The organism is uncultured Sphingomonas sp., assembly GCF_913774285.1.
Taxonomy (GTDB): Bacteria; Pseudomonadota; Alphaproteobacteria; order Sphingomonadales; family Sphingomonadaceae; genus Sphingomonas.
Genome location: NZ_CAJYHX010000028.1, coordinates 160057 through 184921, shown reverse-complemented (window position 1 = coordinate 184921; position 24865 = coordinate 160057). Strand labels below are relative to the sequence as shown.

The window sequence follows — 24865 nt, the reverse complement described above, 5'->3', positions numbered from 1 at the left end:
AGCAAAGCGCGTCGCGGTCCGTTCCTAGCCGTAAGTGTCGGCGCGAGGTCGACCGGGCGGAAAAGGGGCCAGGATGCATCGTCGTCGTCGTCGTCACACCATCGCACGTGCCGCGCTACTCGGGGCGGTCGTGCTGCTTGCGGGTTGCGGCCGCGGCGGCGAGCAGACCACCGACGATCCGGTGGGGCAGAATGTCGCCTCGGCGGCGGCGGCGGGGGTGCCTGCGAACGTCTCGGCGGCAATCGACTGCAGCAACAAGCCCGATTTCGTGCCGGTCTATGCCAATGCGACGATTCTCAGCTGCACCGCCGCACCCGATGGGCTGCCTGGGCGGCATGTCAGCGGCAATCTGGTCTACGAGACCGATGCGCCGGAGAAGGAAGTGCTCGGCTGGTCGCGCGCGCAGGCCAATGCCTCGGGCCTGAAATATCGTCGTGAAACCGGCTTCAGCTACGAAGCGGGCGAGGAAAGCGAACGCAGCCTGCGCGTGGCGGTGGAGGGCCATCTCGGCCGCACCCGCGTATCGATCAACTGGGGCCAGAAGGCGCCCTGAGGAATGTCAGGCTGCGCGGCTTTCCAGCCCCCGCAGCCAGGCGCGGGCGGCCTTCTGGGCTTCGATGATCTCGCGGGCGGTCATGTCCTCGGCGATGTCGGCGCGGCAGGCTTGCGCCTCGACGCTGCCGGTCATCGCAGCGATGTTGAACCATTTGTGCGCCTCGACCAGGTCGATCGTCACGCCCTCAGCCCCGCTCGAATAGACGACGCCCAGATCAAAACAGGCATCGGCACTACCGCGCGCGGCATCGCGCAACCGACTCTCGATCAGAAACCGCGCACTCTTCTCACTATTCGCCATTGTCGCTTCGCCCCTGTTCCGGCGTCCTCGTTGACTCCGAATTTGGGGGGGTAAGGACAATAAAAGGTTAAGCGGCTTAACCGTATTAGTTCATAGCACCGGGATATTGTCGATCAGCCGGGTGCCGCCGATGCGCGCCGCGGCCAGCAGCCGCATCGGCCGGCCCTCGATCGGCGCGGAAAGCGATTCTGCATCAACCAGCGCGACATAATCGACTTCGAAGCCCGCCGCGCTGAGCGATTCCTGCGCTTGGACCAGCGCCGCCTCGCGGTCGCCGCCCTCGCCGATCGTCTTGGCGGCGGCGCCGAGCGCGCGCGGCAACGCGACCGCGCGGGCGCGGTCCTCCGGCATCAGATAGGCGTTGCGCGAGGAAAGCGCGAGGCCGTCATCCTCGCGCTGGGTGGGTACGCCCTGGATCTCCACGGCCATGTCGAGATCGGCGACCATGCGGCGGATCACTTGGAGCTGCTGCCAGTCCTTCTCGCCGAACAGCGCGACATGCGGCTGCACCTGGTGGAACAGCTTGGACACCACGGTGGCGACGCCATCGAAATGGCCGGGGCGGTGCGCACCGTCGAGCGGCTCGCTCACGCCGGAGACGCGCACGCTGGTGGCAAAACCTTCCGGGTACATGATCTCGGGCGTCGGCATCCACAGCAGGTCGACCCCGGCATTGGCGAGCAGCCGCGAATCGGCCTGTTCACGCCGCGGATACTTTGCCAAGTCCTCATTCGGCCCGAACTGGATCGGATTGACGAAGATCGACACGATCACGCGGCTGCCGGCGCGCTTGGCGGCTTCGACCAGCGCCATATGCCCGTCATGCAGTGCGCCCATGGTAGGCACGAAGGCCAGCCGGGCGCCTTCGCTGCGGAAGGCGTCCAGCGCCTGGCGAAGATCGTCGATCTGGCGAACGGTTTGCACGCTTGGGCACTTTCGATATGAACGGAAGCGGCGCCTTCTATGGGGGGGAGGCCGCCCGATCAAGTGAAGGAATAGCTGCGTTGAATCAGCCCGCTAAACGACTGCATGTGCTGGTTTTTGCCAATGAAAAGGGCGGCACGGGCAAGTCGACCACCGCGGTGCACGCGGCGATCGCGCTGGCCGCGAAGGGCGCGCGCGTCGCCTGTTTCGACCTCGATCACCGCCAGCGGACGATGGGCCGCTACCTCGACAATCGCCGCGCGACGATGCGCCGGATGGGCCGCGACCTGCCGATGCCGGTCTACGAGACGCACGACGGCGAAAGCATGGACTTCTTCACCGATACGCTGGATCGACTCGGCGAGGGCGCCGACTTCCTGGTGATCGACACGCCGGGCCGCGACGACAAGTTCGCCCGCATCTCGGTGACCAACGCCGACACGCTGGTCACCCCGATGAACGACAGCTTCGTCGACTTCGACCTGATCGGCCAGGTCGACCCGGACAGTTTCCGGGTGACGCGCCCCAGCTTCTATTCGGAGATGATCTGGGAATCGCGCAAGCGCCGCGCCAAGGCCGACGGCGAGACGATCGACTGGGTCGTGCTGCGCAACCGCATGCAGCACATCGAGGCGCGCAACATGCGGCGCGTGTCCGAGGCGATCGACCAGCTGTCCAAGCGCGTCGGCTTTCGGGTGATCTCGGGGCTGTCCGAGCGCGTGATCTATCGCGAGCTGTTCCCCCAGGGGCTGACCATGCTCGATTCGCGCGAGTTCGGCGAGATGGGGCTCAGCCATGTCGCGGCGCGGCAGGAGCTGCGCGAGATGATGGCCGGCCTGGCGCTGCCCGACGTCAACGCCCCGCTGTTCGCCTGATGGCGAAGGTCCTGATCGCAGCGGCACTGCTCTATATCCTGTGGCGTTGGCTGCAGCCGAAGAAGAAGGTGCCCGTCGCGCCGCCGCCGCGCCTTGGCGAGAGTGAGGCACGGGCGATCCTCGGCGTCGACGCGGCAGCGGGGCCCGACGAGATCCGTGCGGCGCATCGCCGGCTCGTTTCGGCGCTGCACCCGGACCGCGGCGGCTCGACTGAGCTGACGCGTCGGATCAATCTTGCCCGCGATACGTTGCTGCGGGGCTGAGGTCCGTCCTCGTCACGTAACAATTGCCTGCGACGATGTTGCAGTGCAAAATATTAATCTATTCGTGCCTCGGGCGGCTTGAAACTTCGTTTCGAGTCGCGGAAGAGGCGCGCATCTTTACCTTCGGGAGGGCTTACATGACGCACCGTTTCGATCCGACGTCGCTGCGCGAATACGACATCCGTGGAATCGTGGGGAAGACGCTGGGTCCGGACGACGCGCGGGCGATCGGCCGCGGCTTCGCCACGCTGTTGCGCCGCGCCGGCGGCCGCCGGGTGGCGGTGGGCCGCGACGGCCGCATCTCCTCGCCGATGCTCGAGGCCGCGCTGATCGAAGGCCTGACCGCTTCGGGCTGCGACGTGGTGCGCACCGGCATGGGCCCGACGCCGATGCTATATTATGCCGAGGCAACGCTGGAGGTGGATGGCGGCATCCAGATTACCGGCAGCCACAATCCCGGCAACTACAATGGCTTCAAGATGGTGTTCCAGCACCGTTCGTTCTTCGGCCAGGACATCCAGACGCTGGGCAAGATGGCGGCGGAAGGCGATTGGGACGAGGGCGACGGCACCGAGACGGTGACCGACGCGGACATCGAGGACCTCTATGTCAGCCGCCTGATCGCGGGCTATGCCGGCGGTTCGTACAAGATCGGCTGGGACGCGGGCAACGGCGCCGCCGGCCCGGTGATCGAGAAGCTCGTCAAGCTGCTGCCGGGTGAGCACCATACGCTGTTCACCGATGTGGACGGTAATTTCCCCAACCATCATCCCGATCCTACCGAAGAGAAGAATCTCGCCGATCTGAAGAAGCTCGTCGCCGAGAAGAACCTCGATTTCGGTCTCGCTTTCGACGGCGACGGCGATCGGCTGGGCGCGATCGACGGCCAGGGCCGGGTGGTGTGGGGCGACCAGCTGCTCGCCATCCTCGCCGAGCCGGTGCTGCGCATCGATCCGGGCGCGACGATTATCGCCGACGTCAAGGCCAGCCAGGCGCTCTACGACCGGATCGCCGAGCTGGGCGGCAAGCCGGTGATGTGGAAGACCGGCCACAGCCTGATCAAGACCAAGATGAAGGAAACCGGCGCCCCGCTCGCGGGCGAGATGAGCGGCCACATCTTCTTCGCGCAGGACTATTACGGCTTCGACGACGCCCAGTACGCCGCGATCCGCCTGATCCAGGCGGTGCACGTGATCGGCAAGTCGCTCACCCAGATCAAGGACGAGATGCCGGCGATGGTCAACACGCCGGAGATGCGCTTCCAGGTCGACGAGAGCCGCAAGTTCCCGGTCGTCGAGGAAGTGCTCGACCGGCTGGAGGCGGACGGCGCCCAGGTCGACCGCACCGACGGCGCGCGGGTCAACACCGACGACGGCTGGTGGCTGCTGCGCGCGTCCAACACCCAGGACGTGCTCGTCGCCCGCGCCGAGGCGAAGGACCAGGCGGGTCTCGATCGCCTGATGGCGCAGATCGACGACCAGCTCGGCAAGAGCGGCATCGTGCGCGGCGAGCAGGCGGCGCACTGAGGCGGACCTTCTTCCCCCCTCCCGCTCGCGGGAGGGGTCGGGGGAGGGACTGACGTGGAAGTTGGGGCGAGGTGGCTTTCAGCCCCTCCCCTATCCCCTCCCGCAAGCGGGAGGGGAATGCGGGCTCAGCCCGCCACGATCTCCGCCACACCGAAAGCCCCGCGCTGGTAATCGGCATAGGCCTGGTGGATTTCCTCCACGCTGTTCATCACGAACGGGCCGTGGGCGACCACCGGTTCCGGGATCGGTGCGGCGTGGCCGAACAGGATCAGCGCGGGTTCGTCGGCGGTGAGCGTCAGCGTGTCGCCCGCTGAGAGGCTGGCGAGATGCCAGTCGGGCAGCGCGCGATCGCCCACCTTCACACTCCCGCGCACCGCGTAGAGGAACAGGTCACGGCCCGCGAGCCCGTCGAAGGTCAGCGTCGCACCCGCCGCCAGCTCTGCCCAGCACAGGAACACGCCGGTGAGCGACTCGATCGGGCCGGTGCGCCCGTCGAAAGTGCCCGAGACGAGATGCACCGTCGCGCCGTCGCCTGCCGCCACGCCCGGAAAGGCATCCGCCTGCAGCCCGACATAGCGCGGCGCGGTCATCTTGAGCTTGCTCGGCAGGTTCACCCAGAGCTGGAGGATCTCCATCGGCCCCCCGGCCTGCTTGAACTCGGCGGGCGAGACCTCGGCATGGACGATGCCGCGCCCTGCGGTCATCCACTGCACGCCGCCGGCGCGGATGATGCTCTCATGCCCTGCGGAGTCGGTGTGGGCGAGCGAGCCTTCGAGGATGAAGGTTACCGTCTCGAAACCGCGGTGCGGGTGCGGGCCGAAGGGCAGGCCGGCGTTGTTCGGGCGGTAGGTCTGCGGGCCGTGATGGTTGAGGAAAAGAAAGGCGCCGATCTGCTCCAGCCCCGGGCCCGGCACAGGGCGGCGGGTGACGAGGTCGCCGATATCGTCGCGGTACGCCGCATGGGTGGCGCGCAGGGTGACGTCGGTCATCGATCGTGCCTCAACAGGAAGACGGCGTGTTCCGCCAACAGGTTGGCCATGCCGGACCCCGTCTGCTGGTCGCCGGAGAGGAACCAGGCGCCCTCGATCGCGATGCCGCGTTCCCTCACCAGCGCGCGGAAATCGTCGACGGTGACATGGTGGATGTTGGGCGTCGCATACCAGGCGATCGGAAGCAGCCGGGTTACGGGCATTCGCCCCCCGAACAGCAGCGAGGCGCGCACCCGCCAATGGGCGAAATTGGGGAAGGAGACGAAGGCGTGTCGGCCGATCCGCAGCAGCTGCTCGAGCACCCAGTCGGGCCGCCGCGTGGTCTGCAGCGTCTGGCTGAGGATGGCATAGTCGAAGCTGTCGTCGGGATAATCGGCGAGGTCGGTATCGGCATCGCCCTGGATCACCGACAGGCCGCGGCCCACCGCGGCAGCGACGTTGGTCGGCTCCAGCTCCAGCCCGCGCGCGTCGCAGCCGCGATCGTCGCGCAGCGCCGCCATCAGCGCGCCGTCGCCGCAGCCGACGTCGAGGATGCGCGCGCCGCGGTCCACATGGGCGGCGATGATCGCCAGGTCGGGACGAAGGCTCATGCGCGGTCTCCCGCAGCCAGAAAGCCGCCGATCACGCGGTCGAGCTCCGGGCTCTCCAGCAGGAAGGCGTCGTGGCCGAAGGGGGAGCTGAGTTCGACGAAGCTGGCCGGCGCACCCGCGGCGTTGAGGGCGTGGGCAATGCTGCGCGATTCTGCGGTGGGGTAGAGCCAGTCGGTATCGAAGCTGACGATGCAGAAGCGCGCCTGCGACTGGCGGAAGGCGTTGGCGAGCAGGCCGCCATGCTCCTCGGCCAGATCAAAATAGTCCAAGGCTCGCGTGATGTAGAGGTAGGAGTTGGCGTCGAACCGGTCGACGAAGGCCAGCCCCTGGTGGCGCAGATAGCTCTCCACCTGGAAATCGGCGTCGAAGCCGAAGGTCTTGGCCTCGCGGCCCTGGAGCTTGCGGCCGAATTTGGCGGTCAGGCCCGCCTCCGACAGATAGGTGATATGCGCCGCCATCCGCGCCACGGCGAGGCCGGCGGCGGGCGGGTCCTGCGCCTCGTAATAGGCACCGCCGCGCCACTTGGGGTCCGCCATGATCGCCTGACGCCCGACTTCGTGGAAGGCGATGTTCTGCGCCGAATGCCGTGCGGCCGATGCGATCACCACCGCCGCGTTCACCCGCTCGGGAAAGGTCGCCGCCCAGCTCAGCGCCTGCATGCCCCCCATCGACCCGCCGACCACTGCGAACAGCCGGTCGATGCCGAGATGGTCGAGCAGCATGGCTTGCGCGCGGACCATGTCGCGGATGGTGATGACGGGAAACTGCATGCCCCAGGGCTGGCCGGTTGCGGGGTTGATCGTTGCCGGTCCGGAGGAGCCGAGGCAGCTGCCCAGCACGTTCGAGCAGATCACGAACCAGCGGTTCGTATCGATCGGCTTGCCCGGCCCGACCATCCGCGCCCACCAGCCCGGCTTGCCGGTCACCGGATGTTCCGAGGCGAGGTGCTGATCGCCGGTCAGCGCGTGGCAGACGAGGATGGCGTTGCTTGCTTGCGGGTTGAGCGTGCCATAGGTCTCGTAGGCGATGTCGACGGGCGAGAACAGCACGCCGCCGTCGAGGCGCAGCGGCCCCGGCAGCGTTACCGAGCGGCGAAGGCCGAAACGCGGATCATCGGACATATCCGGCGGTTAGGCGCGCGCGCGCCTGCGTTCAAGCTTCCCCGCCGCACGGCTTGCCAATCGGCTGCCATTCCGCCAATCCCCCGGCCATGAACGCACCCGTCCCCAAGCCCTGGGTGATGGCCATCGCCCCCTATGTCCCGGGCCGCGCCACCACCGATTCGGGCAAGCCCGCCGCCAAGCTCTCGTCGAACGAGAATCCCTTCGGCACGCCCCAGGCCGCGCGCGACGCCTATGCCGCCGCCGCGACCGAGCTGGAGCGCTATCCCGATGCCGGCGCGGTCGCGCTCCGCGAGGCGCTGGGCGCGCATTACGGGGTGGAGCCCGAGCGGATCGTCTACGGCACCGGCTCGGACGAGGTACTGCACCTGGCGGCAGGCGCGTTTGCGGGTGTGGGCGACGAGATCATCTATGTCCGCTATGGTTTCGCGGTGTACGACATCGCCGCTCGCCGCGTCGGCGCGACGCCGGTGGTGGCGCCCGATCGCGACTATGCGACCGATGTCGACGCGATCCTCGCCTGCGTGACCGAGAAGACCAAGATCGTCTTCCTGGCCAACCCGAACAACCCGACCGGCACCTACACGGCGCGCGAGGAGATCGCCCGGTTGCACGCCGCGCTCCCCAAGAGCGTGCTGCTGGTGCTCGACCAGGCTTATACCGAATATCTCGATCCCGAGGACGATGACGGCGGGCTCGAACTCGCCCGCACCCAGTCCAACGTGCTGGTGACGCGCACCTTCTCCAAGATCTTCGGCTTGGCTTCGGAGCGGGTGGGCTGGGGCTATGGCCACCCGGACATCATCGCCGCGATGCACCGCATTCGTGCGCCCTTCGCGTTCAGCATCGGCGCGGGTCGCGCGGCGATCGCGGCGCTGGGCGATAAGGCGTTCGTGGAGCACAGCCGCGCGCACAACGCCCAGTGGCGCCAGTGGTTCGCCGACGAGATCGCCAGCATGGGCAACAAGGGCGTCCGCGCGGTGCCCTCCAAGGCGAACTTCCAGCTCGTCCTGTTCGAGGGCGAGGTGACCGGCGAGCAGGCCTACAAGCACCTCATGGAGGACGGCTATATCGTCCGTTGGCTGCCCGGCCAGGGCCTGCCCCACGGGCTGCGCATCACCATCGGTACCGAGGAAGAGATCAAGGGCGTGGCGGCCTCGCTGCGCCGCTTGCTCGGCGCCTGATGCTGCCCTTCGCGCGCGTTACCATTCTCGGCCTCGGGCTGATCGGCTCGTCGATCGCCCGCGGCATCCGCCAGCACATGCCGAGCGTGCGGGTGACCGGCTATGACGCCGATCCGGCCGTGCGCGAGACGGCGGTGGCGATCGACCTGTGCGACGACGTGGCGGACAGCGCCGGGACTTCGGTGATCGACGCGGATCTGGTGATCCTGTGCGTGCCGGTGGGCGCGATGGGGGCGGCGGCAGCGGAGATCGCCGCAGACCTGCCCGCCGAGGCGATCGTCAGCGATGTCGGCTCGTCGAAAGGCAGCGTGATCGAGGCGGTGCGGGACTCCCTGCCGAACGCGACCTTCATCCCGGCCCACCCGGTGGCGGGAACCGAGAATAGCGGCCCGACTGCCGGCTTCGCCTCGCTGTTCCACCATCGCTGGTGCATCGTCACGCCCCCCGAGGGCAGCGATCCGGTGGCGGTGGAGCGGGTGAGCGAATTCTGGCGGCGCCTCGGCGCGATGGTCGAGACGATGGAGCCGGGGCACCATGATCGCGTCCTCGCGGTGACCAGCCATCTGCCGCATTTGATCGCCTATACGATCGTCGGCACCGCCTCGGACCTGGAGGAAGTCACCCAGTCCGAGGTGATCAAATATTCGGCCGGCGGGTTCCGCGACTTCACCCGCATTGCCGCCTCGGACCCGACGATGTGGCGCGACGTGTTCTTGAGCAACCGCGAGGCGGTGCTCGACATGCTCCAGCGCTTCACCGAAGACCTGACCGCGCTCCAGCGCGCGATCCGCTGGGGCAAGGGCGACGAGCTGTTCGAGCTGTTCAGCCGCACCCGCGCGATCCGCCGCTCGATCATCGACCAGGGGCAGGACGATGCGCGCCCGGACTTCGGTCGCTCGCACGAATAGTCGCGACGAGCTTTCGCAGCCGTCATTCCGGCGAAAGCCGGAATCCATTCGCCTCAACGCTTCAGCAAGAGCCGTGGCGGAGACCCCAATGGATTCCGGCTTTCGCCCGGATGACGGTTTCAGGGCGAGCTCTCAGCCCCCGGTCACCGGCCGCTGCGGTTCGCGCGATACCATCCGTTCGCTCTGGCGCTGGCACGCGGCCTGCACGACGGGATAGTCGACATCGGTGGCGCGACGAAGCGCGCCTTCCATGGCTTCCTGGCAGGCGACCTGCGACGTATAGCGGGCGGGTTCCAGGCGGACCTGGCGGCAGGCCTGCGCATCGTCGCTGCAGCCCATGATCGCCAGTACGTAGAGCAGTTGGTCCATGGCAGATGACCTCCTGCCCGATTCAACGGACAGACCTTCGGGCTGTTCCCGTGGTTGCGTCGCGTGGCCGCGCGTCCCAGATTAGGGCGGATGCCTCCCGAAACCTCGTCCACCAAGCTCGACCGGCCCATGTTCGGCACGATGAAGCGCTTCCTGCCGTATCTCTGGCCGCGCCATGCGCCGGGGCTGCGGGTGCGGATCGTGCTCGCGCTTCTGCTCGTGCTCTGCTCGAAGCTGGTGCAGGTTTACGGCGCGCCCTTCGCGCTGCAGGGGGCGATCGACCGGATGGCCTCGGGCCCGCGCGACGCGGTGTGGCTGATCGTGGCACTCGTCACCGGCTATGCCGCCGCGCGGCTGGGCACGGTGCTGTTCGACAATCTGCGCAACGCGGTGTTCGAGCGGGTGGGGCAGGACGCGACCCGCCGGCTCGCCTCGGACGTGTTCCGCCACCTCCATCAGCTGTCCCTGCGCTTCCACCTCAACCGGCGGACCGGTGCGGTGACCAAGGTGGTCGAGCGCGGCACCAAGAGCATCGACACGATGCTCTATTTCCTGTTGTTCAACATCGCGCCGACGATTCTCGAACTCGGCATGGTGCTCGGCATCTTCGGCACGCGCTTCGGCTGGTGGCTGGTGGCGGGCACGCTGGCGATGGTGGTGATCTACATCGCCTTCACCCGCTGGGTGACCGACTGGCGCTCCAAGCTGCGCGAGAAGATGAACGACCTCGACACCGGCGCGGTGGCGCATGCGGTCGATTCGCTGCTCAACTTCGAAACCGTCAAATATTTTAACGCCGAAGCGCGCGAGAGCGCGCGCTACGACAAGGCGATGACGGCCTATATGAACGCCGCCGTCACCAGCGAAACGTCGCTCGCCTGGCTCAATATCGGCCAGGCGGTGATCACCAACCTGATGCTCGCGGCGGGCATGGCGCTGGTGGTGTTCGGCTGGTCGACCGGCCGCTTCACGCCCGGTGACGTGGTGCTGGTGTCGACGCTGCTCAGCCAGTTGTTCCGCCCGCTCGACATGCTCGGCTGGGTCTATCGCACGATCCGGCAAGGCGTGATCGACATGGCGGCGATGTTCGACCTGCTCGATACTGGCGCCGAGGTGAAGGACGCCGCCGACGCGCAACCGCTCGCCGTCCAGCAGGGTCATGTCCGCTTCGAGGGCGTGCAGTTCGGCTATGACGCCGATCGCCAGATCCTGAAGGGCATCGATCTCGACATCCCGGCCGGTGCCACCGTCGCGGTGGTCGGCCCCTCGGGCGCGGGCAAGTCGACGCTCGCGCGGCTGATGTACCGCTTCTACGACGTGACCGGCGGGCGCATCACGATCGACGGGCAGGACATTCGCGACGTGACCCAGGCGAGCCTTCGCGCCGCGATCGGCATCGTCCCGCAGGACACGGTGCTGTTCAACGAGACGATCGGCTACAACATCGCCTATGGCCGCGAGGGTGCCACGCCCGCGGAGATCGCCGAGGCGGTGCGCGGCGCCTCGATCGCGAACTTCATCCAGGCGCTGCCCGACGGGCTCGACACGCGGGTGGGCGAGCGCGGGCTCAAGCTTTCGGGCGGCGAGAAGCAGCGCGTGGCGATCGCCCGCACGCTGGTGAAGAACCCGCCGATCCTCATCCTCGACGAAGCGACCAGCGCGCTCGACAGCCGCACCGAGGCGGACATCCAGGCGACGCTCGAATCGATCGAGCAGGGCCGGACCACGATCGTCATCGCGCACCGCCTGTCGACGGTGGTCCATGCCGACCGGATCATCGTGCTGGAGGCGGGCCGGGTGGTCGAGCAGGGCACCCATGCCGAGCTGCTGCGCGAAGGCGGCATCTACGCCGAGATGTGGGCGCGGCAGGCGCAGGAGCGCGAGGAAGGCGAGGCACCGGTCGCGGAGTGAAGCCTTTCCCTGCAAAGCCGGTTATATCGGTATGCGAAGGGGAAAGGGCATGCTGATACCGTTCGGACTGGCGGGCGTGGGCGTACTGGGGCTGGCCGGATGGTCGGCCTGGGTCGGGCGCAAGGCCGAAGAGATGGTGCCGGCGGACGGGCGCTTCGTCGACGTGCCAGGTGCGCGGCTGCATGTCGTCGAGCTCGGCGCCGCCGATGCCGCCGGCCCCGCGATCGTGATGATCCACGGGCTGATGGCGCAGCTGCGCAACTTCAGTCATTCGCTGGCCGGCCGGCTGGCCAGGGACCACCGCGTGATCCTCGTCGACCGTCCCGGCTGGGGCTATTCACGCCTCGCTGGACCGCGGCCCGATCTCGCCGCCCAAGGGCGGATGATCGCGCAATTGATCGAGACACTGGGGCTGGAAAAGCCGCTGGTCGTCGGCCATTCCATGGGCGGCGCTGTCTCGCTGGCGCTCGCTACCGAGCGTCCCGAGGTGCCGGGCGCACTGGCCCTGATCGCGCCGCTGACGCAGGTGGTCGATCGGCCGCCTGCGGTGTTCCGCGGGCTGATGGCGCCGCCGGGCGTTCGAGAGGTGCTCGCCTGGACGATCGCGGTGCCGATGGCGGTGGCAATGGGCAAGCGCGGCGCCGAGGCGGTGTTCGCGCCCGATCCGGTGCCGGCGGACTTTGCCACGGCGGGCGGCGGCGTGCTCTCGGCGCGATCCTCCGCCTATCAGATGGGGAGCTTCGAGATCCGCATGGCGGAACGGGCGATGCCGCCGCTGGTCGCGCGCTATGGTGAGATCCGGGTGCCCGTGTCGATCCTCTATGGCCGGCAGGACGCGCTGCTCGATCCGGCGCTGCACGGTGAGCGGACCGCAGCGGGAATCGCCGGCGGCACGCTGACGCTGGTCGATGGCGGCCACATGCTGCCGCTGACCCATGTGGACGAGACGGAAGCCTGGCTGCGCGAGGTGCTGGCCCGGATGGGCTGATTACTTGGCCTCGGCGATCAGCTTGGCGGCTTCCGCGCCTGCCCAGTCGAAGTCGCCGGTCACCCGCCACACTTCCTTGCCCGTGGAATCGTACAGGATCGTCGTCGGCAGGTTGGTGCCCATCTGCACGCTAAATGCCGTGTCGGTATCGAGATAGGGCTTGAGGTGCTTGTACCCGTTCTTCTGGAAGAAGGGGCCGACCACCTCCATTCCCTTGAGATCCTGGCTCAGCGGCACAATCGCAAGCGTGTCGCCGGTCTTGCCCGCCAGCGCATCCAGCGTCGGCATCTCCTTGATGCACGGCACGCACCAGGTTGCCCAGAGGTTGAGCAGCACCGGCTTGCCCTTGAACGCGGCGAGGGTGGTCTTCTTGCCGCCCGCGTCGGTGAAGCCGATCGTCGGCGCCGCCTCGCCCTTGTGGCTGCGGTCTACCGTCCCGCCGGGCGCGGGTGCAGCGGCGTTTGCCGGGACAGACGTTTCGTTCGCTTGCTGAGACGGCTGCGATTGCTTATCGCACCCCGCGACTGCGAGGGCGCCCAGAAGGAGAAGACCGATCACCGAGCGCAAGGACAGCTCCAATTCCATGTGGGGAGGGCGCTTCGCCGAAGGCCCGTCCGCGGTGATGCGCGAGATAAACGCCTCGATCCCCTTCGACAAGCGGATGTGGCAGCAGGATCTGCGCGGCTCCAAGGCGCATGTCGCGATGCTGGGCCAGCAGGGGATCGTGGGTGCGGAAGACGCCGCGACGATCGGCGCCGGCCTCGACCAAGTCGCTGAGGACTTCGCCGCGAACGGCGTGCCCGAGGATCTGGCGCTCGAAGACATCCATATGCTCTCCGAAAGCCGGCTGGCCGAGAAGATCGGCCCCGTCGCGGGCCGCCTTCACACCGCGCGCTCGCGCAACGACCAGGTCGCGACCGACTTCCGCCTGTGGGTGCGCGATGCGATCGACCAGGCCGATGCGGCGCTGGGCGCGCTGCAGGACGCGCTGCTGGCGCGGGCCGAGCAGCATGCCGACAGCGTGATGCCCGGCTTTACGCACCTTCAGGTCGCGCAGCCGGTGACGCTGGGCCATCACCTGATGGCCTATTTCGAGATGTTCGCGCGCGATCGCTCGCGGTTGCACGATGCCCGCGCCCGCATGAACCTGTGCCCGCTCGGCTCGGCGGCGCTGGCCGGCACCGGCTTCAACCTCGACCGCGAAGCCACCGCAAAGGCGCTGGGCTTCGACGGCCCCACGCGCAACTCGCTCGATTCGGTTTCGGATCGCGACTTCGCGCTTGATTACCTGACGGCCGCCGCGCAGTGCAGCCTGCATCTCAGCCGGCTGGCCGAGGAGTTCGTGATCTGGGCGAGCCAGCCCTTCGGCTTCGTGGCGCTGTCCGATCAATGGTCGACCGGCAGTTCGATCATGCCGCAGAAGCGCAATCCCGATGCGGCCGAGCTGGTCCGCGGCCATTCGGGCCGGATCAGCGGCGCGCTGGTCAGCCTGATGATGACGATGAAGGGGCTGCCGCTCGCCTATTCGAAGGACATGCAGGACGACAAGCCGCCGGTGTTCGAGGCGCACGACCTGCTCGGCCTCAGCATCGCGGCGATGACCGGCATGGTCGAGAGCGCGACCTTCCGGCTCGAGCGGATGCGCGCGGCGGCCGAGGCCGGCTTCTCGACCGCGACCGATCTGGCCGACTGGCTGGTCCGCGAGGGCGGCATTCCGTTCCGCGAGGCGCACCACATCACCGGTCGTGCGGTGGCGAGAGCGGAAGCGGACGGCATCCGGCTCGACCAGCTGCCGATCGAAGCGCTCCAGGAAATCGATGCACGGATCGACGAACGCGTGTACGGCGTTCTCAGCGTCGACGCATCGGTGAACAGCCGTACCAGCTTCGGCGGCACGGCACCGTCGCGCGTTCGCGCGGCGATAGCAGCGGCTCGCAAGGGCCGTGAGGAGGAAGCATGAGGAAGCGACTGCTGCTCGTCGTACCGGCCCTGGGGCTGGCACTGAGCGGTTGCGGCGTGCGCGAGGCCCTGGCCCCGCCGCCGGGGGCCTCGCTGCCGGTGGCGCCGTACGGCGCCGCGGCGACGCCCACGCCTCCCGATCTTCTCAAACCCACGGCACAGACTCGCCCGGCACGCAGCGACGACCTGATCCAGGCGTCCGAGGCGCGGCGGAGCGACGAGTTCGACCTGCCACCCAACTGATTTTGGCGGCCAATCGCGCCGCACCCAGAGGCCCATGACCGATTTCTCGATGATCGACGGCGAACTGCACGTCGAATCGCTGCCCCTCGCGCGCATCGCCGCCGAGGTGGGTACGCCCGTCTATGTCTATTCGACCGAACGCTTCCAGGCCAATGCCCGCGCCTTTCGCGACGCGCTGAAGCCGCTGGGCCGCATCCACCTCGCCTTCGCGATCAAGGCCAATCCCAATCTCGCGGTGCTCAAGCTGCTGGCGAACGAAGGCTTCGGCGCCGACGTCGTCTCGGGCGGCGAGATGGCGCGCGCGCTGGCCGCGGGCGTGGCGCCCAAGGACATCGTCTTCTCGGGCGTCGGCAAGACCCGGCGCGAGCTGGTCAAGGGGCTGGAAGCCGGGATCGGCCAGTTCAACCTTGAGCTGGTCGAGGAAGGCGAAGTGCTGGCGGCGCTGGCCGCCGAGCGCGGGCTCACCGCGCGCGCGGCGCTGCGGGTGAACCCGGACGTCGATGCCGGCACACACGAGAAGATCTCGACCGGCAAGGCGGAGAACAAGTTCGGCCTGCCGATCGGCGAGGCGCCGGCGATCTTCGATCGCCTCGGCAAGCTGCCCGGCCTCGATCTGCACGGCATCGCGGTGCATATCGGCAGCCAGCTGCTCGGCCTCGCGCCGCTGGAAGCCGCGTTCGAGCGCGTCGGGCGGCTGCTCGCCGAGCTCCGCGGCAATGGCCACACCATCACCCATGTCGATCTCGGCGGCGGGCTGGGTGTTGCCTATCGCCCCGGCGAGGTGCCGCCGACGCCGGAAGCCTATGCCGAGATGGTCGCGCGGGTGACGAAGGACTGGGACGTCGAGCTGATGTTCGAGCCCGGCCGCACCATTGCCGGCAGCGCGGGCGTGTTGGTCACCGAAGTGCTGTGGGTGAAGCCTGGGCAGGTCCACCCGTGGGTGGTGGTTGACGCGGCGATGAACGACCTCGCCCGGGTCGCGCTGTACGATGCTTATCACGGCTTCGCGGCGGTGAAGCCCAATGGCGAGCGCTTTGTTGCCAATGTCGCGGGGCCGGTGTGCGAGAGCACCGACGTGTTCGTGAAGGCGCGCGAGATCGACGCCGTGAAGTCCGGCGACCTCGCGGTGCTGGAAACGGCCGGCGCGTACGGCGCGACCATGGCCAGCACCTATAACAGCCGCCCGCTGGTGCCCGAGGTGCTGGTCTCGGGCGACCGCTACGCCATCGTCGCCGGTCGCATCTCCGCCGAGGAGATCATGGCCGCCGAGCAGGTGCCGGACTGGCTGAAGTGACGCTCGCCGCGCTGCCCCTGTTCGTGAAGCTCGCGGGGCGGCCGGTGATTCTGGTCGGCGAGGGCGAGCCGGCGGACGCCAAGCGCCGCCTGCTCGATCGCGCCGGGGCGCTGGTGGTGGGCGAGGGCGATGCCGCCGCGCTCGCCATCGTCGCGCTCGCGGAACCCGAGGACGTGGTTGCGCGGCTCAAGGCGCGGGGCGTGCTGGTCAATTGCGTCGATCGGCCCGAATTGTGCGACTTCACCCTGCCGGCGATCGTCGACCGCGATCCGGTGCTGGTCGCGATCGGCACCGGCGGGGTTTCGGCCGGGCTGGCGGCAGCGCTGCGCCAGCGGCTCGAAGCGCTGCTGCCGGCGAGCCTCGGTGCGCTCGCCCGAGGACTGGGGCGCAGCCGGAGTGCGATGAAGGCGCGCTGGCCCGATGCCGGTGCCCGACGCCGCGCCCTGGCCGACGCATTGGGAGAGGGCGGGATGCTCGACCTGCTCGCAAGCGACGGCGATGTCGATCGCTGGCTCGCCGAGGGCGCCCCGCCCCGGGCCGAGCTCGTCACGCTGCGGCTGACTTCGCCCGATCCCGAGGACCTCACGCTGCGTCACGCCCGGCTGCTTGCGCAGGCCGACCGGCTTTTCCATCTAGGCGACGTGCCCGACGCCATCCTCAACCGCGCGCGTGCCGATGCCGCGCGCATCCTCGCCCGCCCGCCCGCCGATCCTGGCGAAGGCCTGTCGCTCTGGCTGGAGATGGCGGCGTGAGCGGCTTTGCCTATGTCGTGAAGGACGGAAAGGTAACCCAGCCGACGATGCGCGCCGCGCTCTCGGAGACGGGCGGCCTTACCTGGATTCATCTCACCACCAACGACGAGCGGGCTCAGCTCTGGCTCAGCGGCGAGGCCCAGCTTTCCCCCTACGTCATCGATTCGCTGACCGCGACGGAGACGCGGCCGCGCTGCGACGCCGTCGGCGACGGCGCGGTGATCAACCTGCGCGGGCTTTCGGCCGAGGCGACCACGGCATCGGATCCGCTCGCCTCGATCCGTATCTATGCCATGGGCGGCTGCGTCTTCTCGGTGACGCGCAAGCAGCTCAACGCGCTCCAGCCGGTACGCGAGGAAGTCGAGAAGGGCACGATCCTCGATCCCGGCGACCTGATCGCCGCGATCGCGCAGGAGATCACCGAGCAGCTCGACCCCGTCGTCGCCGAGCTCGGCGATTCGCTCGACGATTGCGAGGAGCAGATTTCCGGCCACCGCGCCTTCGAGCTGCGGCGGATGGTCAACAAGGTGCGGGTGCAGGCGATCGGCTATCGCCGCTTTCTCAATCCGCAGCGCGCGGCGATCGAGAAGCTTGCCGGACTGCCTGGCGACTGGCTGCGCGAGGATGACCGCCTCCACCTCTCCGCTGCTGCCGACCGCGCCGCGCGCATGGCGGAGGAAGTGGAGAGCATCCGCGAGCGCGCCGCGCTGACCCATGAGACGCTCACCGATCTGCGCGGCGAGCTGCTCGATCAGCGCTCGCTGGTGATCGCGATCGTCGCGATGGTGTTTCTGCCACTGACCTTCCTCACCGGCCTGCTGGGGATGAACGTCGACGGCATCCCCTATGCGCACGAGCCCTGGGCCTTCTGGGGCGTGGTGGGGATGTGCCTCGCGATGGCGCTCGGCATCACCGGCTATTTCCTCCGCCGGCACTGGTTCGAATAGCGGGCCCCAAGGCCGTTATCCCGGCGAAAGCCGGGATACATTCGCCACTCCGCTGCAGCCAGAAGAGCTGCGGAGACCCCAATGAATTCCGGCTTTCGCCGGAATGACGGATGGTGGGTCTAGCGCTTCAGGAAGTCGAAGATCTGCCCGACCATCACGTCGAGCGACTTCTGGCAATGCGCCTCCACGTCCGGCGTCTCCACCGTGTTCACTGCAATCCCCATCGGCGTCGGCCAGCCGCGCAGTGCGTGGGTGATGGTGCGCAGCGCCTGCAGCGTCGAGACCGATGCCTGCCAGCCCGCCGCGGTGGCGATCAGACCCACCGGCATCCCGTCGAAATAGGCGCGGTCGTCGCGGCTGAGCAGTTCGACATAGTCGAGCGCGGTCTTCACCAGCCCGGAGAGCGTGCCGTGATAGCCCGGCGAGCCGATGATCACCGCATCGGCGCTGCGCAGCGTCTCGACGAAGCGCATCACCCTGGCGTCGGTGTCGCCATGCTCGGGCTCGAAATGCGGGAAGACAATGTCCGGCCCGGTGAGCAGGGTGGTGCGCGCACCGCGCGCCTCGGCGCGGGCGAGGGCGGCGGCGAGCAGGCGGCCGGTGCTGGACTGGGCGCGCAGCGTTCCACCCAGCGCGACAATGTGAGGCGTGTGCATGGTACCTCGCTAGAGCAAGCCGGCGCCGGGCGCCAGCACGGGCGCCGTCATTCGGGTTTGCCGCCCGGCTTCCATTCCGGCTTGGCGTCGCTGTTGGCCAGCGCGTGCAGCGGCTCGACCAGCGACTGGATCGCCTTGGTCATGAAGGCGATGTCGATGTTTGCCACCGTATCGTCCTTGCTGTGATAGGTCGGCACCACCGCCCAGCCCGAGATGGTGTGGGCGACGACACCCTTCTTCGCGAGCGAATAATTGTCCGAACGCTGGAAGAAGTTCTGCTCCGGATAGGGATCGGCGGTGACGAGGGCACCGTGCGCCTTGAGCGTCTCGCCCAGGGTCGAGCGCTCGAACCCGGTCATCATCATCGTGCCGGTGGGCAGCTTGGGATCCTGCGCGCCGATCATCTCGACCTCGACATTGGCGACGATCTGGTCGAGCGGCACCGGCGGATGCGCACCGAAATAGGTCGAGCCATAACCGCCGATCTCTTCCGACCCATAGGCGACGAACAGGATGCCGCGCTTGCTCCTGCCCTTCGCCGCCAGCGTGCGGGCGAGCTCGAGGACCGCGGTGGTACCCGAAGCGTCGTCATTGGCGCCGTGCAGGATCGTGCCGTCGGCCTGGACGCCGAGGTGATCGAGATGGGCGCTCAAGAGCAGCACGCCGGCCTTGGGGTCGGTGCCGGGCAGCCAGCCGATCGCGTTGGTGGTGGTGATGATCTTCTCTTCCACCGGCACGGTGAGCGCGACCTTGGGGTCCTTTTGCGCCGCGAGTGCGTCGAAGGCGGCTGCGGGCAGCACCACGATCGAGGGGCTGGGCTCGCGCGATTCGCCGTAGAGTCCGCCAGGCAGGCGCGGTTCGCCGTGGAGTCCCTTGATCATCGCCTTGGTGTCGTCGCTCTCGCGGACCAGCAGCAGTCGCGGCGTCTTGAACGATCGGGCAAGCCGGTAGAGCTGCATCACGGGCATCTCGCCGGTGATCAGCATCACCGGGGCAGGTGCCATGCGCGACATCGCCTTGACGGGCGTGAGCCGGGCGAAGCCCTCGCTGCCGGTGCCGTCGCCGACCAGCAGCACGGCGCCCGGCACGGCCTGGCCGTTGGCGGTGAGGGTGATCGGCGCCTTGAGCTTCGGCCGGCTGATCGGGGCCTTCTGCAGATAGCCGTCCATGCCAGGCGCAGGCTGGAGGCCGAAGCCGCGGAACTGCGCCGCCACATAGGCGGCGGCGATCGCCTCGTCGGGCGTTGCGCTGCCGCGGCCGCGCAGCTCGTCGCCGGCGAGGAAGGTCTCGTGCGCGCGCACCCAGTCGGCACTCACCTGTGCCTGTGCCGGTAGTGCCAGCAGACTCGCGGCGGCCCATGCCGCCAGCAGCAACCCACGCTTCATTCGCCATCCCCCCATACGGTTCGCACCGGGTGATGGGCCAAGCGGGCGCGGCGCGCAACCGGCGCCGCGCCCGCCTGGCCGTCAGAAGAACAGCTTGCGGATGCTGAGGGTCACCGCGCGGCCGGTGGGGTCGAGCAGATCGGGCTGGTAGTTGAGCGGTACCGCCCCGGTCTGGTCGGTCACCCGCTGGCGGCTGTTGAGGATGTTGGAGACACCCAGGCTCACCCGCGTGCCGCGCAGCCAGGGATGCGCGCGCACCAGCTTGAACTGCCGGCCGAGGTCCGCGAACACGCGCAGGTTGAACGTGCCGAGATCGCCGAAGTTGAGCTGGTTGGTGTTGTTCAGCCCGGTATAGACGCTGGTGCTGCTCTGCCACTTGAAGCCGAGCCGCATGCCGACGCCGTCCTTGGTGAAGCCCGCCTGTGCGTCGATCTGGTGCGCCGGCTGGCCGCCATTGTTGCCCGCGGCGTCGCCGTGCAGCAGGTCGAGGATCGGCACGCCGTCCCGGATCTTGATCTGATTCTTGAAATACCAGGTATGGTAGAGGCTGAACTGCAGCCGACCGGCCAGCGCGCCATTGGGACCGCCAAAGCCGCCGCGGCCGCGGAAGCCACCGCCGCCCGGGCCGCCACCGCCCGGTGCCGCGCCCGCCGGAGGGGCCGGCGGCGGACCGAACAGGCTGCCGCCGAACGGCGGACGCTGGCCGTTCTGGCCCTGCCCGAACAGCCGCGCCTGGCCTTCCGCGGGCAACGGCTTGCCCGCGGCGATCGCATCGGCGCGTTCCTTCTCGCGCTGGGCGCGCATTGCGGCGATCTTCTTCTCGAGCGACGACTTGATCGGCACCGACAGGTTGAAGCCCCAGCGCAGCTGCTGGGTGTTGTTCTCGGCGAAGTTCACCGCGCGATTGTCGATGCTCACCAGATCGCCGTCGGGGTCGCGGACGAAGCGATCCGGGAACGCCGCCTCGATCGCCGCCGTGGCGGCGGGGAAGGTGGCGATGTCGTTGCGGATGCGGCTAGTGACATAGTCGGCGCGGATCGAGAGATCGGTCTTCTCGAGCGGGCGCAGTTCCAGGCCCAGCTTCATGACGTGGCGCTTCTCCGCCTGCAGCGTCGGATTGCCGCCGGTGATCGTCGTGACCGTCACGGTCTGGCCGGTGCGATAGTCGAACACGCGGGTGTTCGGGCTGGCGACAACCGGGCCGCCGAGCTGGCTGGTGGTCGGCGCATCCTCGGCATCGGTCCAGGAGGCGAGCAGCCGCACCGGCTTGAACGGCGACCAGTTCACGCCGTAGCCGGTGGTGGTCAGCGTGCCGAAGTCCGACAGGTGCTGCACGGCGACATTGCCGTTGATCGTCAGGTCGCCGAGCGGCTGGAGCACGTCGCGGCGGCGGCTGGCGATCGGCAGGTCGATGTTGAGCTGGCTGCTGGCGATGTTGCGCGAGAGCGAGGCGCCGCTCGCCAGGCCGTTGCGGAAGGCGGTGCTGTCGAAGCCGCTGACGCTGCCGCCGATCCGCAGCGAGGTGGAGACGTCACCCGCCGGCAGCGCGAACAGCGGCCCGCGCAGCAGCGCGTCGAACGTGCCGACATTCGAGGTTGAGTTGCCGCGATCGGCCGGGCGTGCGGCGCCGAGCGAATCGAAGCCGCGATCGGTGATCGTTTTGCTTTCGACGCGATCATAATTGCCGGTGAGCGACCAGCTCCACGCGTTGCTCCAGGGCAGCCCGTCGCCGTTGAGCGTGGTGCCGAAGTGCGCGGTGATCGTGCGGCTGCTCGCGGTGAGCGGGCTGGGATCGGCGGTCAGCGCGAGCGGTGCTGCGCTCTGGGCGAGCGCCAGCCCGCGCAGTGCCTCGCTCTGCTGCACCTCCAGCGTGCCGTTGACCGTCGCGCCCACCTTCTCGTTCAGGTTGCGCGCGTAGCTGCCGTTGATGGTGAGGTCCTGGCTGGGGGCGACCAGCGTGCGATAGGGCGCCTGGTTGACGCCGCTGCCGTCGTTGAAGGTCTGCAGCACGTTGCGCTCGCTCTCCAGCAGGCCCGTCGTGCCCTGGTATTTCACGTCGAGATTGACGCGGCGATCGCGGTTGATCTTGAGGATGTCGGCCTGCACCTGCTGGGTGCTGTTGCCGCCTTCGGTCGGCACGCCGCCCTGCAGCTCGGTGGTGAGCGCGCGGAAGCGCTCGCGCAGCACGAAGTTGACGACGCGCTGGTCCGCCGAATAGCCGAACTTGAGCGCGACTTCCTCCGGCAGAATGTCGACCCGCTCGATCGCTTCGGTGGGTAGGTCGCGGATTTCGGCGAAGCTTGAAATCCGGCGGCCGTTGAGCAGCACCACCGGCATGCCGCTGCCGCGCCCGCTGCCGGTCTGCGGTGCGAGCTGGGTCAGCAGGTCCGAGACGGAGGACGCCGCATAGGCGCGGATATCGGCCTGGTTCAGCTGAATCTCGGGGGGGATATCACCCTTCACAGCACCGCGCGGCTCGCTGGCGGTGACGACGATCTCGTCGGTATAGGGATCGTCCTGGGCCGGCGCGCTCGGCTGGTTCTGGACGGGGCGGCCGCCCGACTGCGGTGTCGACGTTGCCGTCGTCGTCTGTGCCTGCGCCACCAGCGGCGATACGCCCGCCAACAGTCCTGCCAGGGTGGTCCCCAGTCGCTTCATCGTTATTCCGTCCCTTGTTCGAATCATAAGCGGGCCCGCAGGCCCGCTCGTCCATGAACCGGGGTACGACGCACATGTCGCAAAACTGTGCCGGATTATCGGATAAATTGTCGCGGCCGTTGCGCGGATACGAAAATGGGGGCCGGAGCCCCCATCCTCTTCATTCATGGTGCGGTCGAGAAGACTCGAACTTCCACGGCCTTTCGGCCACAACGACCTCAACGTTGCGCGTCTACCAGTTCCGCCACGACCGCACGTGAATTTCCGCCGGCATTTCCATACCAGCGGCTGGTAAGGCAGCGGCCCCTAGCAAAGCGAAATGGGGCTGGCAACCCGCTTTGTGCGGGTTTCTTGCACAAGCACTTGCGCCTATGCCCCCGGCCATGCCCCTTTCCACCCCGCTCGCCGCCGAAACGCGCCGTCTCCTCGCGCTCGCCTGGCCGGTGATGCTGACCGGGCTCAACTGGACGATTCTCCATGTGACCGACGTCGTGGTGGTGGGCCTGGCCGGCACCCATCAGGTCGCGGCACTGGGTGCGAGCCGGACGATCACCTTCCCGGGAATCGTGATCGGGCTGGGGGCGCTCACCGGCGTTCTCGTTCATGTGTCGCGGGCCGACGGCGCGGGGGAGCTGCGCCAGACCGGCCGGGTGCTGCACGAAGGGCTGCTGCTCGCACTGCTGCTCGGTCTGGCGAGCATGGGCATCCTGTTCGGTTTCGCGGCGCCGCTGCTCGCGGGCGTCGGCGTCGCGCCCGATCTGGTGGCGGCGAGCACGCCGGTGGTGCAGGTGATGGCGCTTGCCTATCCCTTCCAGCTGCTCAACATCGCGACCAGCTTCTTCCTCGAAGGAGTCAGCCGGCCGGCGCGGGTGACGGTGGTCAACCTCGCGGTGCTGCCGATCAACGCGCTGCTTGCCTGGCTGCTGGCTACCGGCGCCTGGGGGCTTCCGGCGCTCGGCGCGGTCGGCGCGGCGAGTGCCACCGCCATTGCCTCGGCACTCGGCGCGATCGGCATGCTGGCCGCCGCCTGGACGCTGCCGCGTGCCGAACCGCGCGGGGTTCGCCTGCTCGGCGACTGGGGGCGGGCGGAGACGTGGCGCGGTGCCTGGGCACTCGCCCGGTTCGGCGTGGTACCGGCGGTGGCGTCGGGACTAGAGCTGGTCGGCTTCTCGATCCTGATCGCGCTCTCCACCCAGCTGGGCGAGGCAACCGCGCATGCCTTCCAGATCGTCTTCTCGATCCACAACGTCACCTTTGCGGTGGCGCTGGGGCTGGGCTCGGCGGCGGGCGTGCGGGTCGGCAACGCCGTCGGCGAGGGCGTGCCGCAGGCGGCGGCGGGGCGCGCCGGCATCGCCGCGCTGCTCGCCGCGCTCGCCACCGGGCTGCTCGCCACTTGCCTACTGCTGGTGCCGATGCTGGTGGTCGAGCGCTTCCCCGCGCCGGCGGAGGTGCACGGACTGGCTGCGACCATGCTGCTGCTGTGGGCGCCGTTCATCCTGTTCGACGGCGTGCAGGTGGTGTTCGTCTACGCGCTGCGCTCGCTGGGCGACCAGGTCGCGGCGGGCGTCAACGGCATCCTCGCCTTCTTCCTGGTGACCGGCGGGGTGGGGCTGTGGCTGGTCCAGGCGGGATGCGGGCCGCAGGCGCTGGTGCTCGCCTCGGGGCTCGGCATGGTCGCGGCGGCGCTGCTCGACGGCGGCCGCCTGCTCGTCGTCACCCGTCGAATTCGCTCACGAAGCTGAGCTTCACCGACTTGGCGCCGCTCGGCACGTCGACCTTGGCGCCGTTGAAGTCGAAGCCGCCCTGCGGCTCCAGCGTGCGGACCGGCGGGGTGATCCGCCAGCTATAGACTTCGCGGCGCTCGCCATCGAGCAGCTGGATGCGGATGTCGGGCACATGCTGGGCCGCGCCGCTGTCGTTGAGCACCTTGCCCGAGACGATGAACAGCTTGCTGCCGTCCGCCCGTGCCTGGAGGGCCACGTTCTTCTCGCTGAACACCAGCTGCGCATTCGCGCCCCCGATCGGCAGGCCGAGCTGGGTCAGCACCTGCGGCGCCTTCCAGTAGAGCAGCGCCGCGCCGCCGAGCAGCACCGAGACGAGCGCGACCAGCGCCGCGATGGTCCAGCGGATGCCGTGGCGCTGCTTCGGCGCGGGTTCGTCGAACGGATCGTAGCTCGGCGCCGGCGCCGGATCAGGATCGGCCGCCGCGAAGCTGCGCGGGGGGAGCGGTGCGGGTTCGGGTTCCGGCTCCGGTGCCACGACCGGCGCCGGCGCGGTCAGCTCGAGCGGCGCGCCCGACTGGAACCAGCTATGCTTGCAATTGGCGCAGCGCACCGTGCGGCCGTCGGGGCCGATCGCCGAATCCGGCACCTCGTAGCGCGATCCGCACTGGCTGCACTCCAAGATCATGCCCAAACCCCCTGGTACCCGCCCGAAACGCGACGGGACGTGCGAGTCTAGCGGGGCC

25 protein-coding genes and 1 tRNA gene are annotated in these 24865 nt (G+C 68.6%); 14 read left to right on the top strand and 12 right to left on the bottom strand.

Features of this window, described 5'->3' with window-relative positions; genetic code table 11:
- Nucleotides 1-73: 73 nt before the first annotated feature.
- Nucleotides 74-553 carry a hypothetical protein gene (locus QZ670_RS15055; RefSeq protein ID WP_294256796.1) on the top strand — a complete coding sequence of 160 codons (480 nt, stop codon included), beginning with the start codon at nucleotides 74-76 and terminating at the stop codon, nucleotides 551-553.
- 6 nt (nucleotides 554-559) lie between these two features.
- Here QZ670_RS15055 and QZ670_RS15050 read toward each other — a convergent pair whose 3' ends face one another.
- Together QZ670_RS15050 and panC are read right to left on the bottom strand one after the other, a co-directional pair.
- On the bottom strand, nucleotides 560-856 hold the full coding sequence (locus tag QZ670_RS15050; RefSeq protein ID WP_294256794.1) for a hypothetical protein: 297 nt from the start codon (nucleotides 854-856) through the stop codon (nucleotides 560-562).
- A 90-nt stretch (nucleotides 857-946) separates the two neighbouring features.
- Nucleotides 947-1780 carry a pantoate--beta-alanine ligase gene (gene panC / locus QZ670_RS15045; protein ID WP_294256793.1) on the bottom strand — a complete coding sequence of 278 codons (834 nt, stop codon included), beginning with the start codon at nucleotides 1778-1780 and terminating at the stop codon, nucleotides 947-949.
- A gap of 80 nt (nucleotides 1781-1860) precedes the next feature.
- On the opposite strand from panC, the gene QZ670_RS15040 reads away from it, so the two are divergent.
- The 3 genes from QZ670_RS15040 to pgmG all read left to right on the top strand — a co-directional run bounded on the left by QZ670_RS15040 (nucleotide 1861) and on the right by pgmG (nucleotide 4444).
- Nucleotides 1861-2655 (top strand): division plane positioning ATPase MipZ, encoded by a 795-nt coding sequence (locus QZ670_RS15040; RefSeq protein ID WP_294256792.1) that lies wholly within the window; start codon nucleotides 1861-1863, stop codon nucleotides 2653-2655.
- A complete protein-coding gene (locus tag QZ670_RS15035; protein WP_294256791.1) occupies nucleotides 2655-2918 on the top strand; it encodes a J domain-containing protein in 264 nt (87 codons plus the stop codon). The genes QZ670_RS15040 and QZ670_RS15035 overlap by 1 nt, the downstream gene beginning before the upstream one ends.
- A 137-nt stretch (nucleotides 2919-3055) precedes the next feature.
- Nucleotides 3056-4444 (top strand): phosphoglucomutase/phosphomannomutase PgmG, encoded by a 1389-nt coding sequence (gene pgmG / locus QZ670_RS15030; RefSeq protein WP_121072936.1) that lies wholly within the window; start codon nucleotides 3056-3058, stop codon nucleotides 4442-4444.
- A 125-nt stretch (nucleotides 4445-4569) separates the two neighbouring features.
- Here the strand turns inward: pgmG and QZ670_RS15025 are convergent, their stop codons facing one another.
- Genes QZ670_RS15025 through QZ670_RS15015 form a run of 3 tightly spaced genes read right to left on the bottom strand, consistent with a single transcriptional unit; the run spans nucleotide 4570 to nucleotide 7144 of the window.
- On the bottom strand, nucleotides 4570-5433 hold the full coding sequence (locus QZ670_RS15025) for a pirin family protein (protein ID WP_294256788.1): 864 nt from the start codon (nucleotides 5431-5433) through the stop codon (nucleotides 4570-4572).
- Nucleotides 5430-6023, bottom strand: coding sequence for a methionine biosynthesis protein MetW (gene metW / locus QZ670_RS15020; RefSeq protein WP_294256787.1), 594 nt, complete (start codon nucleotides 6021-6023; stop codon nucleotides 5430-5432). The genes QZ670_RS15025 and metW overlap by 4 nt, the downstream gene beginning before the upstream one ends.
- The gene (locus tag QZ670_RS15015) at nucleotides 6020-7144 is read right to left on the bottom strand and encodes a homoserine O-acetyltransferase (RefSeq protein ID WP_294256785.1); all 1125 of its coding nucleotides are present in this window, start codon (nucleotides 7142-7144) and stop codon (nucleotides 6020-6022) included. Before QZ670_RS15015 ends, metW begins: the two co-directional genes overlap by 4 nt.
- A gap of 89 nt (nucleotides 7145-7233) precedes the next feature.
- Here QZ670_RS15015 and hisC point away from each other — a divergent pair, with 89 nt between their 5' ends.
- Entirely contained in the window at nucleotides 7234-8328 is a 1095-nt protein-coding gene (gene hisC / locus QZ670_RS15010; RefSeq protein ID WP_294256784.1) for a histidinol-phosphate transaminase, read from the top strand.
- Nucleotides 8328-9236, top strand: a complete 909-nt coding sequence (locus tag QZ670_RS15005) for a prephenate/arogenate dehydrogenase family protein (RefSeq protein WP_294256783.1) — start codon at nucleotides 8328-8330, stop codon at nucleotides 9234-9236. The genes hisC and QZ670_RS15005 overlap by 1 nt, the downstream gene beginning before the upstream one ends.
- 132 nt (nucleotides 9237-9368) lie before the next feature.
- On the opposite strand, the gene QZ670_RS15000 is transcribed toward QZ670_RS15005, so the two are convergent.
- Nucleotides 9369-9605: a hypothetical protein gene (locus tag QZ670_RS15000; RefSeq protein WP_294256781.1), complete on the bottom strand. Its 237-nt coding sequence runs from the start codon at nucleotides 9603-9605 to the stop codon at nucleotides 9369-9371.
- Nucleotides 9606-9695: 90 nt separating this feature from the next.
- Between QZ670_RS15000 and QZ670_RS14995 the strand changes: the two genes are divergently transcribed.
- Nucleotides 9696-11516 (top strand): ABC transporter ATP-binding protein/permease, encoded by a 1821-nt coding sequence (locus QZ670_RS14995; RefSeq protein WP_294256779.1) that lies wholly within the window; start codon nucleotides 9696-9698, stop codon nucleotides 11514-11516.
- A 49-nt stretch (nucleotides 11517-11565) separates the two neighbouring features.
- A complete protein-coding gene (locus QZ670_RS14990; protein ID WP_294256778.1) occupies nucleotides 11566-12504 on the top strand; it encodes an alpha/beta hydrolase in 939 nt (312 codons plus the stop codon).
- Here the strand turns inward: QZ670_RS14990 and QZ670_RS14985 are convergent, their stop codons facing one another.
- The gene (locus tag QZ670_RS14985; RefSeq protein ID WP_294256776.1) at nucleotides 12505-13089 is read right to left on the bottom strand and encodes a TlpA disulfide reductase family protein; all 585 of its coding nucleotides are present in this window, start codon (nucleotides 13087-13089) and stop codon (nucleotides 12505-12507) included.
- Here QZ670_RS14985 and argH point away from each other — a divergent pair.
- The 5 genes from argH to QZ670_RS14960 are packed head-to-tail and all read left to right on the top strand — an operon-like array spanning nucleotide 13088 to nucleotide 17699.
- Nucleotides 13088-14464, top strand: coding sequence for an argininosuccinate lyase (gene argH, locus QZ670_RS14980; protein ID WP_294256775.1), 1377 nt, complete (start codon nucleotides 13088-13090; stop codon nucleotides 14462-14464). The genes QZ670_RS14985 and argH overlap by 2 nt on opposite strands.
- The gene (locus QZ670_RS14975) at nucleotides 14461-14706 is read left to right on the top strand and encodes a hypothetical protein (protein ID WP_093296414.1); all 246 of its coding nucleotides are present in this window, start codon (nucleotides 14461-14463) and stop codon (nucleotides 14704-14706) included. The genes argH and QZ670_RS14975 overlap by 4 nt, the downstream gene beginning before the upstream one ends.
- Nucleotides 14707-14740: 34 nt before the next feature.
- Nucleotides 14741-16000 carry a diaminopimelate decarboxylase gene (gene lysA, locus QZ670_RS14970; RefSeq protein ID WP_294256774.1) on the top strand — a complete coding sequence of 420 codons (1260 nt, stop codon included), beginning with the start codon at nucleotides 14741-14743 and terminating at the stop codon, nucleotides 15998-16000.
- Complete coding sequence (locus QZ670_RS14965; protein ID WP_294256773.1) at nucleotides 15997-16752, top strand: NAD(P)-dependent oxidoreductase; 756 nt, start codon at nucleotides 15997-15999, stop codon at nucleotides 16750-16752. The genes lysA and QZ670_RS14965 overlap by 4 nt, the downstream gene beginning before the upstream one ends.
- Nucleotides 16749-17699 (top strand): zinc transporter ZntB, encoded by a 951-nt coding sequence (locus QZ670_RS14960; RefSeq protein WP_294256772.1) that lies wholly within the window; start codon nucleotides 16749-16751, stop codon nucleotides 17697-17699. Before QZ670_RS14965 ends, QZ670_RS14960 begins: the two co-directional genes overlap by 4 nt.
- A gap of 119 nt (nucleotides 17700-17818) precedes the next feature.
- Here the strand turns inward: QZ670_RS14960 and QZ670_RS14955 are convergent, their stop codons facing one another.
- The 4 genes from QZ670_RS14955 to QZ670_RS14940 form a co-directional block, all read right to left on the bottom strand.
- The gene (locus QZ670_RS14955; RefSeq protein WP_294256771.1) at nucleotides 17819-18355 is read right to left on the bottom strand and encodes an NADPH-dependent FMN reductase; all 537 of its coding nucleotides are present in this window, start codon (nucleotides 18353-18355) and stop codon (nucleotides 17819-17821) included.
- A gap of 47 nt (nucleotides 18356-18402) precedes the next feature.
- Nucleotides 18403-19740: a M28 family peptidase gene (locus QZ670_RS14950; RefSeq protein ID WP_294256770.1), complete on the bottom strand. Its 1338-nt coding sequence runs from the start codon at nucleotides 19738-19740 to the stop codon at nucleotides 18403-18405.
- Nucleotides 19741-19821: 81 nt separating this feature from the next.
- Nucleotides 19822-22398, bottom strand: coding sequence for a TonB-dependent receptor (locus tag QZ670_RS14945; RefSeq protein ID WP_294256769.1), 2577 nt, complete (start codon nucleotides 22396-22398; stop codon nucleotides 19822-19824).
- A gap of 167 nt (nucleotides 22399-22565) precedes the next feature.
- Nucleotides 22566-22652 (bottom strand) — tRNA-Leu (locus QZ670_RS14940).
- 129 nt (nucleotides 22653-22781) lie between these two features.
- On the opposite strand from QZ670_RS14940, the gene QZ670_RS14935 reads away from it, so the two are divergent.
- Nucleotides 22782-24140, top strand: a complete 1359-nt coding sequence (locus QZ670_RS14935) for an MATE family efflux transporter (RefSeq protein WP_294256768.1) — start codon at nucleotides 22782-22784, stop codon at nucleotides 24138-24140.
- On the opposite strand, the gene QZ670_RS14930 is transcribed toward QZ670_RS14935, so the two are convergent.
- Nucleotides 24112-24807 (bottom strand): zinc-ribbon domain-containing protein, encoded by a 696-nt coding sequence (locus QZ670_RS14930; RefSeq protein ID WP_294256767.1) that lies wholly within the window; start codon nucleotides 24805-24807, stop codon nucleotides 24112-24114. The genes QZ670_RS14935 and QZ670_RS14930 overlap by 29 nt on opposite strands.
- Between the last annotated feature and the right edge of the window lie 58 nt (nucleotides 24808-24865).